This window comes from Burkholderia diffusa (assembly GCF_001718315.1).
In the GTDB taxonomy this organism is placed as follows: Bacteria; Pseudomonadota; Gammaproteobacteria; order Burkholderiales; family Burkholderiaceae; genus Burkholderia; species Burkholderia diffusa_B.
The window spans coordinates 1,210,611-1,226,154 of sequence record NZ_CP013363.1; the positions used below are offsets into that span (position 1 = coordinate 1,210,611).

At 64.9% G+C, this 15,544-nt stretch carries 15 protein-coding genes; 14 read left to right on the plus strand and 1 reads right to left on the minus strand.

What is annotated here, in order from left to right; all coding sequences use genetic code 11:
- Positions 1 to 64 precede the first annotated feature (64 nt).
- The 11 genes from WI26_RS20745 to WI26_RS20790 all read left to right on the plus strand — a co-directional run bounded on the left by WI26_RS20745 (position 65) and on the right by WI26_RS20790 (position 10,148).
- The gene (locus WI26_RS20745; RefSeq protein WP_069227014.1) at positions 65 to 1,369 is read left to right on the plus strand and encodes an NAD(P)/FAD-dependent oxidoreductase; all 1,305 of its coding nucleotides are present in this window, start codon (positions 65 to 67) and stop codon (positions 1,367 to 1,369) included.
- Complete coding sequence (locus WI26_RS20750) at positions 1,366 to 2,220, plus strand: DUF1365 domain-containing protein (protein WP_069227015.1); 855 nt, start codon at positions 1,366 to 1,368, stop codon at positions 2,218 to 2,220. The genes WI26_RS20745 and WI26_RS20750 overlap by 4 nt, the downstream gene beginning before the upstream one ends.
- Complete coding sequence (locus WI26_RS20755; protein ID WP_069227016.1) at positions 2,217 to 3,434, plus strand: SAM-dependent methyltransferase; 1,218 nt, start codon at positions 2,217 to 2,219, stop codon at positions 3,432 to 3,434. Before WI26_RS20750 ends, WI26_RS20755 begins: the two co-directional genes overlap by 4 nt.
- 1 nt (position 3,435) lies before the next feature.
- A complete protein-coding gene (locus tag WI26_RS20760) occupies positions 3,436 to 3,963 on the plus strand; it encodes a chalcone isomerase family protein (RefSeq protein ID WP_069227017.1) in 528 nt (175 codons plus the stop codon).
- Between the two features lie 88 nt (positions 3,964 to 4,051).
- Positions 4,052 to 4,222, plus strand: coding sequence for a DUF2256 domain-containing protein (locus WI26_RS31525; protein WP_081334369.1), 171 nt, complete (start codon positions 4,052 to 4,054; stop codon positions 4,220 to 4,222).
- 504 nt (positions 4,223 to 4,726) lie between these two features.
- Positions 4,727 to 5,623: a hypothetical protein gene (locus tag WI26_RS20765; RefSeq protein ID WP_208604148.1), complete on the plus strand. Its 897-nt coding sequence runs from the start codon at positions 4,727 to 4,729 to the stop codon at positions 5,621 to 5,623.
- Between the two features lie 19 nt (positions 5,624 to 5,642).
- Positions 5,643 to 6,374, plus strand: coding sequence for a GTP cyclohydrolase I (folE, locus tag WI26_RS20770; protein ID WP_069227019.1), 732 nt, complete (start codon positions 5,643 to 5,645; stop codon positions 6,372 to 6,374).
- 115 nt (positions 6,375 to 6,489) lie between these two features.
- Positions 6,490 to 7,194, plus strand: coding sequence for a sigma-70 family RNA polymerase sigma factor (locus tag WI26_RS20775; RefSeq protein WP_069227020.1), 705 nt, complete (start codon positions 6,490 to 6,492; stop codon positions 7,192 to 7,194).
- A 322-nt stretch (positions 7,195 to 7,516) separates the two neighbouring features.
- Positions 7,517 to 8,086, plus strand: coding sequence for a group I truncated hemoglobin (locus tag WI26_RS20780; protein WP_069227021.1), 570 nt, complete (start codon positions 7,517 to 7,519; stop codon positions 8,084 to 8,086).
- Entirely contained in the window at positions 8,083 to 8,769 is a 687-nt protein-coding gene (locus tag WI26_RS20785; protein ID WP_236849359.1) for a hypothetical protein, read from the plus strand. The genes WI26_RS20780 and WI26_RS20785 overlap by 4 nt, the downstream gene beginning before the upstream one ends.
- Positions 8,770 to 9,176: 407 nt before the next feature.
- Complete coding sequence (locus tag WI26_RS20790) at positions 9,177 to 10,148, plus strand: MerR family transcriptional regulator (protein ID WP_069227022.1); 972 nt, start codon at positions 9,177 to 9,179, stop codon at positions 10,146 to 10,148.
- 211 nt (positions 10,149 to 10,359) lie between these two features.
- Here the strand turns inward: WI26_RS20790 and WI26_RS20795 are convergent, their stop codons facing one another.
- Complete coding sequence (locus tag WI26_RS20795) at positions 10,360 to 11,319, minus strand: alpha/beta hydrolase (protein WP_069227023.1); 960 nt, start codon at positions 11,317 to 11,319, stop codon at positions 10,360 to 10,362.
- 604 nt (positions 11,320 to 11,923) lie between these two features.
- Between WI26_RS20795 and WI26_RS20800 the strand changes: the two genes are divergently transcribed.
- The 3 genes from WI26_RS20800 (at position 11,924) to WI26_RS20810 (ending at position 15,507) form a co-directional block, all read left to right on the plus strand.
- The gene (locus tag WI26_RS20800) at positions 11,924 to 12,484 is read left to right on the plus strand and encodes a DUF2878 domain-containing protein (RefSeq protein WP_069227024.1); all 561 of its coding nucleotides are present in this window, start codon (positions 11,924 to 11,926) and stop codon (positions 12,482 to 12,484) included.
- A gap of 90 nt (positions 12,485 to 12,574) precedes the next feature.
- Positions 12,575 to 14,092 (plus strand): cryptochrome/photolyase family protein, encoded by a 1,518-nt coding sequence (locus WI26_RS20805; protein ID WP_069227025.1) that lies wholly within the window; start codon positions 12,575 to 12,577, stop codon positions 14,090 to 14,092.
- Positions 14,093 to 14,664: 572 nt separating this feature from the next.
- Positions 14,665 to 15,507 (plus strand): formate/nitrite transporter family protein, encoded by an 843-nt coding sequence (locus WI26_RS20810; protein WP_069227026.1) that lies wholly within the window; start codon positions 14,665 to 14,667, stop codon positions 15,505 to 15,507.
- The last annotated feature ends 37 nt before the right edge of the window (positions 15,508 to 15,544 follow it).

Below are 15,544 nucleotides of genomic sequence, written 5' to 3' on the forward strand. Positions count from 1 at the left end.
CTGCTCCGTATATCCGCACATGTCGTTCCCAACCTGCTCTCGTGATTGACGGAGACCATTCGCGATGTACCCGGATCTTTCAGTGTCGCTGCCCGGCCGACGGATCGCCGTCGTCGGCGCCGGCATCGCCGGTCTTGCCAGCGCGTATCTGCTGGCCCGCCGTCACCGCGTGACGCTGTTCGAGGCCGCCGACTATCTGGGCGGTCACACGCATACGGTCGACGTCGAGCTCGACGGCGCACGCCATCCCGTCGACACGGGATTTCTCGTGTTCAACGAACGGACCTATCCGAACCTGATCGCACTGTTCGACGAACTGGGCGTGCCCACGCATTCGACCGACATGTCGTTTTCGGTTTCGGTCGACGGCGGCCGGCTCGAATGGGCCGGCAGCAATCTGAACACGGTATTCGCGCAACGCCGGAACCTTTTCTCGCCGACCTTTCTCGGGATGTTGCGCGACATCCTGCGCTTCAACGCTTGCGCACACGATCACCTCGAATCGGCGAGCCGCGATCGCCTGTCCGTCGGAGAGCTGTTGACCGCAGGCGGCTACGGCGCGCCGTTTCAGCATCACTACCTGTTGCCGATGGCGGCGGCGATCTGGTCGAGTGCGTCCAACGACATCCTGCGGTTCCCGGCGGCGACGTTCCTGCGCTTCTGCCTGAATCATGCGCTGTTGCAGGTCAACAACCGGCCGCCGTGGCGAACGGTCCTGGGCGGCGCGCGGCAGTATGTCGAGCGCATCGCCGCGACGCTCGACGACGTGCGCGTGAATACGCCGGTCCACACGATACGGCGTGACGACGCGGGCGTGACGGTGACCACCGACGCGTCCGGTCGCGAGCATTTCGACGCAGTCGTGCTCGCCTGCCATGCGCCGACGAGCCTCCGGCTGCTCGCGGATGCGAGCAACGCCGAGCGCGACGTACTCGGCGCCGTGCGCTACCAGCACAACGTCGCCGTGCTTCATACCGATACGGCATTGCTGCCGCGTCGGCGACGCGTTTGGTCGGCATGGAACTATCTGAGCGGGCGGGCGGCGCACGGCGGCGGCGAATCGCCGGTCTGTGTGAGCTACCTGCTCAACCAGTTGCAGCCGATGCCGTTCAGCTCGCCGGTCGTCGTCACGTTGAATCCGGTCGACGAGCCTGCGCCCGGCATGCAGCTCGGCCGCTACGATTACGAGCACCCGCTGCTCGACCTTGCGGCCGTGGATGCGCAGCATCGTCTTCCGATGCTGCAAGGGCGGCGCAATACGTGGTTCGCTGGTGCGTGGACGGGCTACGGGTTCCACGAGGATGGACTGAAGTCGGCGTTGCGCGTCGCCCACGACTTCGGCATCGCGCCGGCCTGGGCCCGCCCATGAACGCGCCCTTTGTCCGCGACGGCGTGGCCGCCTTGCTGCTCGTCGGCACCGTGATGCATGAACGGCTGCGGCCGGTACGCCATGCGTTCACGTACCCGATCTTCCAGGTCTGCTGCGACATCGAACGGCTGGGCGAGATCGATTCCAGCTGGTTCGGCATCGATCGCTGGGCGCCGCTCGCGCTCGCTTCCCGCGACTACGGCCCGCGCGACGGCCGGGCGCTGGGCCCGTGGATGCGCGATGTCCTCGCACAGGCCGGCATTCCTGCCGACGGCCCGATCTGGCTGCAGACGATCCCGCGGATCTTCGGTTACGCATTCAACCCGGTGAGCTTCTGGTATTGCTACGACCACGCGGGCCGGCTGCGCGCGCTGTACGCCGACGTACGCAACACGTTCGGTGCGCGCCACGGCTACCTGCTGAGTGCGATGCGCCACGCGCCGATCGAAGCGGACACCGTGCTCGTGTGCCGCAAGACGTTTCATGTCTCGCCGTTTTGCGACGTCGTCGGGGATTACACGTTTCGCGTGCATCAGCGCGGCGATCGTCTGAGCGTGGCGATCGACTATCGCGACGACGACGGCCCGATGCTGCGCACGGCGATCGGCATGCGGTCCGCGCCGCTGACCGCGGCACGCGCATGGCGTGCGTTGGCCCGGCAGCCGCTGAACGCGATCAACGTGATCGTCCGCATCCACTGGCAGGCATTGCGGTTGTGGCTCGCGCGCGTGCCGTTTTACGGCAAGACGCCCCCCGGCCGTTCCGCCGCTGCCGATTCGTTCTTGTCCCGTTCGCCGGCCCCGCCGTCTCCCGGCCGCTCGGCGACGCCCGATCACGAGGCTCGTCCATGACCTTGCTGCGCCTTCTGTCTTCCGCATCGCAACCGGCGATGCCGCTCTCGGCTCGTTTGTTCATTGCCCTGCTACGGCGGATCCATGACGGTCACCTGACGCTCGTGACGCCTGAAGGCGCGCAGCATGTGTTCGGCGATCCGCACTGCCAGCCGGCCGCGACGCTGCAGATCCGCGATTGGCGGGCGTGCCGTGCGATCCTGCGCGCGGGGGACATCGGCTTCGCGGAAGCCTATCGCGCCGGCTGGATCGACACGCCCGACGTCGTCGCCCTGCTGCGCCTGGCGATCCGCAACCAGCCGGTGATCGCGAAGACAGTGACCGGCGGCCGACTGGCGCGCGTCTGGTACGCGCTGCGCCATCGGCTGAGGATGAATACGCGGGCCGGCAGCCGCCGCAACATCCACGCGCACTACGACCTCGGCAACGAATTCTACGGGTTGTGGCTCGACGACACCTGGACGTATTCGAGCGCCTGCTTCGACGGCGATGCGCAACGTTCGCTTGCCGACGCGCAAACGGCAAAGTATCAGCGCATCGTCGATTCGCTCGGCCTGCGCGCCGGCATGCGCGTGCTCGAGATTGGCTGCGGCTGGGGCGGGTTTGCCGTGCACGCCGCACGGCAGGGCATCCGCGTGCATGGCGTCACCATCTCGCAGGCGCAGTACGCGCTGGCCCGCGAGCGCATTGCGCGCGACGGGCTGTCCGATCTGGTGACGCTCGAATTGCGCGACTATCGCGACCTCGACGGCCGATACGACGCGATCGTATCGATCGAGATGTTCGAGGCCGTGGGTGAAGCGTTCTGGTCGGCGTACTTCGACACGCTCAGGCAGCGCCTGAAGCCCGGTGCTCGCGCACTGATTCAATCGATCACGATCGTCGAGTCGCTGTTCGAGGCGTACCGCACGTCGAGCGACTTCATTCGCGAGTTCATCTTTCCCGGCGGGATGCTGCCGAGCCCGGAACGCTTCGTCGCCGCAGCGCGACGGGCCGGCCTCGCCGCCGAACCGGTGCTCGCGTTCGGTGACGACTACGCGCGCACGCTGCGCGCCTGGCGGGCCACGTTCGAGGCTCACGTCGATTCGGTGCGCGCGCAACGGTTCGACGAGACGTTCATCCGCACCTGGCGCCTGTATCTCGCCTATTGCGAAGCGGGATTCGTCGAGCGTCGAACCGACGTGATGCATTTCATCGTGTCGTCGGGCAGCTGACATGTGGCGGCGGCTAACGATGCTCGCCGCGGCCGTGGCGCTGGCTGCACCGCGGTATGCCGGCGCGAACTGCGTCGACGATATCGCATCGGCGCGACTGATCGGATCGGGCCGGTTCTGCCTGCTGGGCATCTGTCTGTACGACGCTCAGCTCTGGGCGCCCCGCCCTCCCGGCGCGTTCGACACGCCGTTTGCGTTGTCGCTGGCCTACCGCCACGACGTGAAAGGCGAACGGCTCGTGTCGACCGGCATGGACGAAATCGAGCGCCTCGCACCCGCGCCGCTGCCGGCTGCGACGCTCGACGCATGGCGCCATGACATCGAACGTGCGTTTTCCGACGTGTCACGTGGCGACGTGCTTTGCGGCGTGTATTTTCCCGAGCGCGGTGCACGCTTCTACACCAACGACCGCCTCACGGCCGACGTGACCGACGCGGCATTCGCGCGCGCGTTCTTCGCGATCTGGCTCGACCCGCGCACGCGGGCAAAATCGTTGCGCCGTCAGTTGCTGGGCGACGATGGACGGTGAGGGATGGCGGCCGGCCCGTCGTATCGATGCGGGCAGCGTCGATCGACGGGACAGCTCGACACGGATCCTTCTCGACACGAGATTTGCCATGGTCAACAACACGCACTTGCCTGAAAAGATATGCGAGACCTGTGGCTTGCCTTTCAGCTGGAGAAAGAAGTGGAAGACGGTTTGGGAGGAAGTCCGATATTGCTCGGAACGTTGCCGCCGGAATCGGCGGTCGCCGTCGAATGCGAAGACGATCGCGTCACGTCGCTGAATTCGCGTTGACGAGTGGATCGCGCAGACGCGCTCGCCAGCCGTCACTCCCCTTCCCCGCAGCAGCCTGGATTCATGCATGCGGCCGCTTCCAGGCGATTCGATCCGCTCCGTTCCAGTTCGCATGACGCCCCGGGAAACCGCCGTGATGTCCACTTGCGCGGACTGCGATGCATCGAGTCTCGGCGAAATGACTCGTAAAGTCGTGACAATGATTATTCATGCATCGATTCGGCTACTCGCCAGGCCCAGTTCATGGTGTCATGGGCTCGCCCGACCTGCTCATTCGTTGACGTCGCAAACCGTTTCGCATCCGCGATCGGCACACGATTTCCTCGAAAAATCGGATATGCACCCGCTTTTCTCGCTGTTTTTCGCCTCTCCGCACAAGATGTGACGCAAATGTTTCCGATGCAATTCTGACTATGAATCATGTTTCCGCTTCACTTTCCAAAAAAATTGCATACAATCCACCTGTGACGAACAAATCGACGGAGAGATCCCCGTGCCAACACGCAACCACGACATCAAGCCGCGCCCGCTTCCGGCCTGTCGCGCTTCGTCGATGGCGCGCGCGACCGTCGTCGTGGCACGCGGCCCGTCGCACCGAGCCGGGGTGGGGCGCGGTCGGCGAATTGCGTCGCGCTTGCGCGTCGCCGCGCAGCAGCGCGACCAACGCGGTGAGCGGTGCTCGACGCAGGTGATCGGCCGGTGTGCAAGCGCCCCGACGAACGCCGCGCTGGCCGCACCGCGATCGAATACCGCGGCTCGCACGGTCCCCACGCTGCTCGTCACGGGCGGCCTGACTGTGCCCGACGAAACGTTCGAGCGAGCCGGCCTGCAAGTGAGCCAGCGCGTCGAATCCGTGTCGCGGGCACTGCGGCAGCGAGGCCTTGCCGTCGACGCCCTGATCGCCGAGGTCACGTCGTTGCACATGGATCTGGCGACCCGGTTCGCGTCGCTGGCATGGGCGCGCCGGGTGCGCGCGGCCGCGATCGTCTATGAGTACGGCACCGTGCAAGCCCTCGCGCTGATCCGACTTGCAGGCTTCCACGCGTTTCGCTCGGTCGGTGGCCAGATCGACCGGGCGTTCGTTCTGACGAAGTTGCAAGAGTCCGTCGCCGACACACGCGCGGCGAAGCCGACGGCAACCGAGCCGGTACTGCCGTTGCACCGGCAGGCCGACGGTTGGGCCACGGCATCGCCGAACGACCCGTCGTGCGCGATCAGCGCCGGATCCCCGGTGACGCCGGCGGCGCGCCATGCATGCACGCGCGCGCGTGAACGCCACCTGGTGGACGCATCGCCGAAATGGCGGCGGCGCCGTTCGCCCGGCTTTTATCCATGGAATGCGACCCGATCGCGCATCGCCTCGGTCGTGATCCATTGCATCACCACCTAACCTCGAGAAACGAACCGAAATGGGAAATCTGATCGACGCTCCCGAGCACACCTTGACTGCTATCGACGAGGGCATTCCTCTGTCGCACATCATTCGTCGTCGACTCGAGAACGCGGGCGCGCGCTTCCACGCCAACGACAACATTGCCGCGCACCTGCGCGACGGCGAGCTGGATGCGTTGCAAAACGAAGTCGCTCAGGGAATGGAAGCCGTGCTGCGCTCACTCGTGATCGACGTCGACAATGACCACAACACGCGCGAAACCGCGCGGCGCGTCGCGAAGATGTTCATCCGCGAAGTGTTCGCAGGCCGCTACGACGCAGCGCCGCCGGTCACCGAATTCCCGAACGTGGAGCGGCTGGACGAGTTGCTGATCGTCGGGCCGCTGCGCGTGCGCAGCGCCTGCTCGCATCATCTTTGTCCGATCATGGGCCGCATCTGGATCGGGGTGCTGCCCAGCGCCGAGTCGAATCTGATCGGCCTGTCGAAGTATGGAAGGCTGGTGAACTGGGTCATGACGCGCCCGCAAATCCAGGAGGAAGCAGTCAAGCAGATCGCCGACCTCCTCGAATCGCGCATCTCGCCAGACGGGCTTGCCGTCGTCCTCGAGGCCGAACACTTCTGCATGCATTGGCGCGGCACCAAGGACGACCAGGCAAAAATGACCAACAGCGTGATGCGCGGAAAATTTCTCGCGGACGCGTCGCTGCGCCGAGAGTTTCTCGCTTTGCTGTCCGCAAAGAATTCGTAAGGCGCCCGGCACGCATTCGCGACGATTGCACAGGAGCAATGCCCGGTCATGACCCGCGTCCGCTCGTCACTGCGGCGCGCAACAGCAGGAAGCTCAAAGCCATGCGGAGTTCTCGATGAACTGTTCGCACGATTCACTCCGCGAGCCCTCGGACGAAGGGCGATCGACAATGCTGCATTCGGGCAGGCAGCAGCACCGGGGCGCGTGCCGTGGCGGATCACGCCAGGGCGGCCGAACCGAATCCACCGCCGATGCGGTCATGCAGCCCGACGCGGTACTCGAGCCGCATGCAGAAATCGACCAATTGCTGTCGCGCGTCGCCACGGGGGACGAGCATGCGTTCGCCCAGTTATATCAATTGACGGCGTCGCGACTGTACGGCGCGATCCTCCGGATGATTCGCGATCGCCACGAAGCGGAAGATCTGCTTCAGGACGTCTTCACGACTGCGTGGCGCCGCGCCGATTCATTCGACGCAAGACGCGGCACGGCGACGACGTGGCTGATGACGCTCGCACGCAATCGAACCATCGACCGGATCAGGCAGCATCGCGAGATCCCGCTCGACGACGAGCTGGCACTGTCGATCCCGGACGAGAGCCCGACGCCCGATGTCGGCGCGCAGGCGAGCGAGGAGCGCCTTCGTCTGGAGCGCGGGCTCGCGCATCTCGGCGAGCGCCAGGCGTATGTGCTGCGAGAGGCGTTTCACGGCGGTGCTTCGTATGCGGAGCTGGCCGAACGCATGCAGGTGCCGCTCGGCACGATGAAGAGCTGGATTCGTCGCAGCCTGATGCGACTCAAGATCTATCTCGAGCAATGAGCGCGCGCTGCGCGGCATCTTTCCGCGCAGCGTGCGGCTACCGCCGGCACGGCAACCGCCCATTGTCGGCGCCCTGCCGAGTCGGCCCCGTTTGTTTGTCGCGGCACCTGCAACTGACTGATCGATTTGCCGTTGTGGACGCGCCATCGCGCGTGGTTCGCGTTGGCACGAACGCCCGTCCTGGCTCGGATTTCGATTCAGGAATTTCCTTGCGCCGATGCATCCGGTAACGCCCCGCCAGCGTATTTGCGAGTGAAAGCAACATGCACGCGTCGGCGCTTTTCGACGCGTGACACCACCGCAGTTCCATGGAGGCGACAAAATGAAGCGCAGCTTTTTCATTGCATGCATCGCGGGAGTGACCTTGCTGTCGGGTTGCGGTGGCGGCGATTCGTCCATTTCCTCCGTCACGTCGGCGCAATATCCGCAGAACGCCGACATGTGGGCCGGCCTTGGTGGCGACGCAGGCGCCCCGGCCGCCATTTCCAAGGTTGTCGACGACGCCGTTGCAGGCTTGCTGGCCGACCCGAAGGAGGCGCCGTATTTCGCCAATATCGGCAAGCCCGGCCACGACTCGGTGAACCGACTCAAGGCATGCTTGAATCTGCAATTCAAGGCGTTCTTCGGAGGTCCGTTCAGTTATCCAGGCGCGGTTTCCGCCGACGGTCAGATGCCAACCTGCGAGGACATGGCAACGGCACATGCCGACATCGGCATCCCGAGTTGCGTCTTCGATCAGTTCATCGCCGATGCTGCCGCCGTCATGAAGGCCGATGGCGTTCCGGATGCGTACATTTCGCGCGTCGCGCCCGTGCTGATTTCGACCAAATCGCAGATCGTATCGGCTGCACCGCAGTATCTCGGCCCCAACACCGCGGAGAACTGTCGATGAATCTCGCGATAGCGCGCCCGATCGCGACCCCGATCGCGATCGCAGCAGCGTTTGGCGTTGCAGCGATCGGAGCCATGCATCTACGTGCGGCACGCCCATTACTCGAGGCACTGGGCGTTCCGTGTCCCGTTGCCAATGCAACTGCCGATCAAGTGACGTCGTTGCGCGAGCAAGGTTGGTCGACCTTCCGCGGAAGTCTGCAGGCGCCCCGCAAGCCGGCTCCGGATGGCCTCGTGCTCGACGCGACAGATGAAAGCGACGCGATGCGATGGGCTTCCAGCCGGCAGATCGAATGCGCGGAGTTGGTTCGAGGATATCGCTACCTCAGATGCCGAGGATTCGATGCCGCAAGAATTGCTCTCGCCGGCCCACCAGTGAGCGAGATGTGGCTCAGCTTCGGCAAGAGCGGCAAGCTTGTGGGCGTGGACGTCTACCGGCGAGGCATGAACGCCGAGCAGACCCGGCTGGCGTGGTACGGGGCGATCTCGACACTGCATCGCGCTCTCGGTTCGCCGGCGACGATTATCGGCGATGCCAATCCTGCGGTCCTGCTTGCGTCACCGGTCCAAAGCGCCCGGGTTCTGTATCGCTACGCGGACTATGCCGCGATCGTCACGGCAAGTCACTTGCCCGGATTGGGGCTTGCCGTACGAGAACAATACATGGTGGCCAACGCCCCGTAGCATGCAGACACGAGCCGGCGGCCTCATGGTGCCGTCGGCTCGACTTCCTTCGCTACGCTAACGATGAGCGAAAAAACGACGTCGCGATTCAAAGCGAGTCGAATCGGAGAACCAATGATGGCTCGGGTCCGGCTGGTCACCGGGCACGAGCCTTAAAGTCTTCATGGGACGCTGCGTCATTGATGATCGTTACCGGTAGGGCGCGCGATGCCCTGCCCTGCACCGCGCGGCATCAAGCACCTTACGGCACCGGCGCGGCCGCGTTCGGAACATTCTAGTCGCACCCCGCTTCGCGAACCATATTTCCGGACCCAAATTCCGCAAATTGAATCACTTTCCTGCTTCATATTTCGTGCAGACTGCGTACAATTCCGAGACAAACACTCGTCGACTTTAGGAGAGCCACGATGCCCCCTCGCAAGGATCGCGACACACCTCACCGCTATCGCAGCGGCGAGGCCGCGCGCCTGGCGCGCATGCCGGCAGCAACGCTGAGGATCTGGGAGAGACGTTATGGCGTGGTTGCTCCGCCGAAGACGCCGTCCGGACAACGGATGTATTCGGACGACGACGTACAGCGCATCCGCTTGCTGAAGGCACTCGTCAATCAAGGACACGCGATCGGTACGATCGCCAGCCTGAGCCGCGAGGAACTCGAAGCGTTGTCGCTGACGGATACGCGTGGCCCGGCACTGTCCGAGACGGGGGTGAGCCTCGCGGTCGTCGGCGCGCTTCCGATTTCGGAATCCGCTCTGGAGCGAATGGGAATCCGGATCGCCGCGCATATCGACTCGATCGACGACGCGACCGAACCTGCGAATACATCGGCGGATGCACTCATCGCGACCACCACGTCGCTCCATGAGGATGTCGTTTCGCAGCTCGCCGCCGTCGCGCAAAAGCTCAAATCGCAGGCGGTGGCCGTCGTATATGCGTTCGGCACCGCGGAGGCAATCGAACTGGCGCGGCTGTCCGGGTTCGAGCTGTTCCGGTCGACGGAAGGTCAGACTAATCCCGCATCCATCATTTCGAAACTGGCGCAAGCGGTCGTCAAGGCACGCCGGTCGGACGAGACCGATCGCGGGCTCTGGCTGCGCACGCGGCGACGCTTCGATGAAGCAACGCTCGCGTCGCTCACCGGGCTGTCCACCACCGTCAAGTGCGAGTGCCCGCGTCACCTTTCCGAATTGATCATGCAGCTCAGTGCATTCGAGCGATACAGTGACGAATGCGTGTCGCGCTCGCCGGCCGACGCACTGCTGCACCGCCACCTCGGAGACGCGGCGAACCGGGCGGCCGAATTGCTCGAGACGGCGCTCGCCGTCATCCTTCGCGAAGAGGGCCTGGGCGGAACGACACCGGATCTGAAGGCGCTGTAGCGCCGCAAGTGCCGCCGACCGTGCCGATCGGTTCGCGACGAAAGTTGGTATGACCGCGCCGGGCGCCCCAGGCATTTCGCCGCGCGACAGGCGAGCGAGTGTCGCCCTGTCACGACTCGTTTGCCGATGCTTGCTTGCCTGACAGGACGGTGCGCCGACACGCCGACTCCCGACGCGAACGTATGCGCGTGCAATGCAGCGTCGTACTCGATCACTGCGCAGACACGGCCGAGTGCGCCGCCGTGCCCGATGCCGTCGCCTTTCCGCTGGTGGGCCCGGCGGGCGTCGTCTGCGCAGTGCGAGTGACGAACGCCGAGAGATCGTCGAGCACCGGCGCCCTTCCCCTCAGCGGCGCGCCCAGCACACCTGCGATCGTCGCGTGGCTGACGTTGTCGTAACGCACGACCGCGACCTTGCCGCCCGCATTCTGCAACGCCCGTGCGAAGCGGCGTGTATTGCCGGCGTCGACTACCGTGTCGTTTTCCGCAATGGCCAGCCACATCGGCGGCTCGGTGCCCTGGATGAATCGAATCGGCTGGCTCGCGGCGCGCGCGTCCTGCGGAAATATCCGGTCGAGTGTTGCATCACGCAGCGGCAGGAAGTCATAAGCGCCGGCTAGCCCGATCACGCCGGCAATATCGCTCTTGTGCATCTGCCGCGCCGCCAGATAGCGGCCGTCGGTTGCGAGCAATGCGGCAATCTGTGCGCCCGCGGAGTGCCCCATCAGAAACAGGCGACGGGGATCGCCGCCGAACGCAACCGCGTGCTCGCGCGCCCACGCCACCGCCTGCGCGGCATCGTCCACGAAGCCGGGAAAGGTGGTCGCCGGATACGTCCTGTAGTCGGGCAACACGGCAACAAAGCCCCTCGACGCCAATGCCTCGCCCACGAACAGGTAATCCTCGCGCTCGCCGGACTGCCAGCTTCCGCCGTAGAAGAACACGACGACGGGTACGCCGGCTGCCGCATCGGCCGGCCAGTCGTCCACGACGCGTGCGGGCACGTACACGTCGAGCACATGACGCTCGCCGGGGCCGTACGGAATATCCGAAAACAGACTGAATGTATATCGCGGCGTCAGCGCGTTCAGGAGCCGCACCGGATTGCACGCGGCGAGCAGGCCCACCGCGAGCAGCATCGTCAGCACGGCCAGTCCCACCTTGATGTTCATCCAAATCTCCGTATCCGACGCTTCCAGGTAAATACGCCACCTGATACGAAGCTCTACGAAACGTGCGTGAAAGCGGATGCATGCGTCGCACGGCAGCGGACCGCTGCCCGCTCTGGGGCCGCGATCCGATGTTCGTCGTGCAGTTGCCGATGCCAGCGGCAATGGCGCAGCGTCGTTCGAACGCGGTGCGCGAACGCTGTACGGCTGGCTGCGGCCCGTCGCTCCCGTCCGGATTGCTCCTTTGCAAGCTGCATCCGCCCGCAACGCAGCGCCGTATAGAGAACTGGAAACGAGGACGAACCTGAATGCCGACCATCACGCACCGCAAAGTCATCGTCCGCGAATGGACGCACTCTTTCGACGATACAGGGCCGCCTGCGACGGATGTATTGCATGCCGCTTTTCCCGTGCCGCGACGCGGGCCACGCGGCAGGACCAACTTCGCGCGCCATCGCGCGGGCCGCAGCGTTTCGCCTGTGCAGGCTCGTGTGCCCCCGACACACGCATGCATGGCGAGCACGCCGATACCGGTGTCGCGCGAACCATCATGGCCCGTGTGACGAATCGAGGACCGTCGAGCGTGCCCCGCCCGGAGGCAGCACGCATGTGCGCCTATCTCGCCACGACACAGATCGGATGGCTGGTTTGCGTGACGACGGCCGCATCGCACCGCGCAGCGTGGGGCGTCGGCTATGCGGTGATCGCGACGGCGGGCCATCTGCTGTACGCGCATCGACCGTCATGCGAGGCGCGACTCGTGAGCGCGATCGTGGTGTGTGGATGGTTATGGGACAGCGCCGTTGCCCATTCCGGCCTGGTCGAATACCCGAACGGCGTGCTGCTCTCCGGTACGGCGCCGTACTGGCTCGCCGGGCTATGGGCGCTGTTCGCGATCCAGCTCAATACGCTGCTGTGCTGGCTCAGGCGCCGACCACTCGTGTCGGTTCTCGTCGGCGCACTCGCCGGCCCGGCGTCGTTCCGCGCGGGTGGGGCGCTGGGCGCCGTTCATTTCAACGAGCCAGCTGCAGCGCTCGTCGTCATCGCAACCGGTTGGGCGTTGATCTTGCCCGCCTCGCTCGCGCTGGCAACGCGTTGGGACGGAATGACCCGGGACGCTGCGCCGGCGAGCAGTCGAGACCGCATGTACGACACCCGCACGGGCTAGAGACGGAGAACGTTCGAACCGAACCCGCGACACGTCCGCTTCGTCTCCGAGCCCGCTCCCATCACCCATGCAACTTCTCACGCAACGCACATGACATCCACCGAATTGCCGTATCAGCGCCGCCCCGTCGTCGTATGGTTTCGCGACGACCAACGGCTCGGCGACAATCCCGCCTTGTCTCACGCGGTCGACAGCGGCCACCCCGTCGTCTGCGTTTACCTGCACGACCCTGCCCCGAAATCCGGGCGCTCCATGGGCGGAGCGCAACGATGGTGGCTGCATGAATCCCTCACCAGGCTCGACGATGCGCTTTCCGCGCTTGGCGGCTCGCTGATCGTGCTGCGCGGCAACGCGCAGGACGCCATCACGAACTTCGCCATCGCGATCCAGGCCGCGATGGTGGTCTGGAATCGTCGTTACGCGAAAGCGCATACCGAAATCGACGCGTCGATCAAGAAAGACTTGAACGGCCGCGGAATCGACGTGTCGACATTCAATGGCCATCTGTTGCGCGAACCCTGGACGGTGACGACTCGCGAAGGCTTGCCGTTCCAGGTCTTCGGTGCGTACTGGCGAGCCGCCTGTCGCGACGATTTTTGTCCGTTGCCTCCGCTGGCGGCACCGTCGCGCATCCCGTTTTTCCGGGTTCCCGAACGCGTCACGCCACATGTCAGCACACTTCGGGCACTCGCACTCCAGCCGGCGGTACCCGACTGGGCAGGCGGACTGCGATTGAGCTGGCGTTGCGGCGAGGAAGCCGCTAGACAACGCCTCGACGCCTTCCTGGACGATTCGCTTCGCGACTATGCCGGCATGCGCGATTTCCCGGCCGCTCACGCGACGAGCCGGCTCTCGCCCTATCTGCGCTTCGGCAACATATCGGTTCGGCAGGTGTGGTATGCGGCGTTGTCGGCAGCAAACGCGATGCGCAGCACGGGCGCGGCGCGTATCGATGCTTCGAAAGGCGGGGCGTTGAACAAATTCCTCGGCGAAATCGGATGGAGAGAATTCTCGTATCACCTGCTCTATCACTTTCCGCCACTGCACCAGGTCAATTTCCGGCGTCAGTTCGATTCGATGCCGTGGCGCGACGACGCGGAGGCACTCCGCAAATGGCAGACCGGGCACACCGGCTACCCGCTCGTCGATGCCGGCATGCGCGAGCTTTGGCATACCGGCTGGATGCACAACCGCGTGCGCATGGTCGTCGCGTCGTTCCTGTCGAAGCATCTGCTGATCGACTGGCGCGCGGGCGAAACATGGTTCTGGGATACGCTGGTCGACGCGGATGAAGCCAGTAACCCGGCAGGCTGGCAGTGGGTCTCTGGTAGCGGCGCCGACGCAGCGCCGTATTTCCGCATCTTCAACCCGGTTTTGCAGGGACAGAAATTCGATCCGCAAGGCGAATACACACGACACTGGGTGCCCGAACTGTCGAAGATGTCCGCCGAAAAAATCCATGCGCCTTGGACGGCGTCACCAGAACAACTGCACGACGCGGCCGTGAGTCTCGGCAGGAGCTATCCGTTTCCGATCGTGGATCACCAGCTCGCGCGCGTGCGGGCCCTGGACTCCTTCCAGCAGCTCGCTTCGGACAACGATGCGTAGCAGTATGGTCGCCGCCGGCAGGTCGACGTGTGGACGTCGCCAGCGCGAGCCGGGGCCATGCGCGGAACGCGATGCTGACCGCAACGGCTTTCGGCATCCATCCGGCGTTGCGTAGCAGGCGGTTTGTCGCCGAACACGCCGCATCGCGCGACGAATCCGCGCCGTTCGCCACTCTGCCCAGGTCAAGCTCCGACGTCCGCGAATCGCCGGATGTCAGCCGGGAAGACGCGTGGGCGCACGGCGCCGGCACGACCTGTACGCGCCGTGCGCACTGCGGCAGCGCGCGCGGCGCGTACAGGAGGTGCCGATTGCACCGCGCGAGTGCGATTCGCCGCAATCGGCCGTGCCTGGCGCCCGCGGCATTTCGCGTGCGGGAGGCCTGCAACGCGGTTCCGCCTCACTGGTATGAAAATTGCAATCATCGCGCTCATCAGGCTAATCGCGGCCTGACGGTCGCGCCGTGTCGAGCACGCGCCCGATCATGTGGATAACAGTGTCCGCGCCAGCCATTCGCGTGTCTTGCGAGTGCCGGGTGCGTTCCTTTCGCACATCCAACTTTACGAGCGCACACCATGGCCTATCTTATGCCCAACGAATTCGTCACCAGAATGGTCGACGCCGGTGAGTCGAAACTGTCGATGTCGACCCGCGATACGCTGATTCGCGCGTACATGGCGGGCGCGATCCTCGCGCTCGCGGCCGCATTCGCTGTCAGCATCACGATCAACACCGGCAACGCCCTCGCCGGCTCGCTGCTGTTTCCGGTCGGGTTCTGCATGCTGTATCTGCTTGGCTTCGACTTGCTCACCGGCGTCTTCACGCTCGCGCCGCTCGCGGTGATCGACCACCGGCCCGGCGCGACCTGGGGCGGCGTGTTCCGCAACTGGACGCTGGTGTTTTTCGGCAATTTCGCGGGCGCGCTGACTGTCGCACTGTTCATGGCGATCATCTTCACGTTCGGCTTTTCGGAAGCGCCGAATGCGATCGGACAGAAGATCGGCGGCATCGGCGAAGCACGCACGCTGGGCTATGCCGCGCACGGCGCCGCCGGCATGCTCACGCTGTTCGTGCGCGGGGTGATGTGCAACTGGATGGTGTCGACCGGCGTGGTCGCCGCGATGATGTCGACGTCCGTGCCCGGCAAGGTGATCGCGATGTGGATGCCGATCCTCGTGTTCTTCTACATGGGCTTCGAGCATTCGGTCGTGAACATGTTCCTGTTCCCGTCCGGGCTGATGCTCGGCGCGCACTTCACCATCGTGGACTACCTGCTGTGGAACGAGATCCCGACGGTAGCCGGCAACCTGGTCGGCGGATTGCTGTTCGTCGGCGCGGCGCTGTACAGCACGCACTACAAGACCGCGCCGAAACGCGTGCCGGTCTCGCCGACGCGCGTGGTCGCGCGCAAGGCCTGATCGTGCCGCGGCATGCTGCAACTGCCGCCCCGGTACC

Bases quoted from the DNA above. Each gene is read 5' to 3' on its own strand.
- WI26_RS20745 (WP_069227014.1), top strand. From the start codon at position 65: ATGTACCCGGATCTTTCAGTGTCGCTGCCCGGCCGACGGATCGCCGTC.
- WI26_RS20750 (WP_069227015.1), top strand. From the start codon at position 1,366: ATGAACGCGCCCTTTGTCCGCGACGGCGTGGCCGCCTTGCTGCTCGTC.
- WI26_RS20755 (WP_069227016.1), top strand. From the start codon at position 2,217: ATGACCTTGCTGCGCCTTCTGTCTTCCGCATCGCAACCGGCGATGCCG.
- WI26_RS20760 (WP_069227017.1), top strand. From the start codon at position 3,436: ATGTGGCGGCGGCTAACGATGCTCGCCGCGGCCGTGGCGCTGGCTGCA.
- WI26_RS31525 (WP_081334369.1), top strand. From the start codon at position 4,052: ATGGTCAACAACACGCACTTGCCTGAAAAGATATGCGAGACCTGTGGC.
- folE (WP_069227019.1), top strand. From the start codon at position 5,643: ATGGGAAATCTGATCGACGCTCCCGAGCACACCTTGACTGCTATCGAC.
- WI26_RS20775 (WP_069227020.1), top strand. From the start codon at position 6,490: ATGAACTGTTCGCACGATTCACTCCGCGAGCCCTCGGACGAAGGGCGA.
- WI26_RS20780 (WP_069227021.1), top strand. From the start codon at position 7,517: ATGAAGCGCAGCTTTTTCATTGCATGCATCGCGGGAGTGACCTTGCTG.
- WI26_RS20785 (WP_236849359.1), top strand. From the start codon at position 8,083: ATGAATCTCGCGATAGCGCGCCCGATCGCGACCCCGATCGCGATCGCA.
- WI26_RS20790 (WP_069227022.1), top strand. From the start codon at position 9,177: ATGCCCCCTCGCAAGGATCGCGACACACCTCACCGCTATCGCAGCGGC.
- WI26_RS20795 (WP_069227023.1), bottom strand. From the start codon at position 11,319: ATGAACATCAAGGTGGGACTGGCCGTGCTGACGATGCTGCTCGCGGTG.
- WI26_RS20800 (WP_069227024.1), top strand. From the start codon at position 11,924: ATGTGCGCCTATCTCGCCACGACACAGATCGGATGGCTGGTTTGCGTG.
- WI26_RS20805 (WP_069227025.1), top strand. From the start codon at position 12,575: ATGACATCCACCGAATTGCCGTATCAGCGCCGCCCCGTCGTCGTATGG.
- WI26_RS20810 (WP_069227026.1), top strand. From the start codon at position 14,665: ATGGCCTATCTTATGCCCAACGAATTCGTCACCAGAATGGTCGACGCC.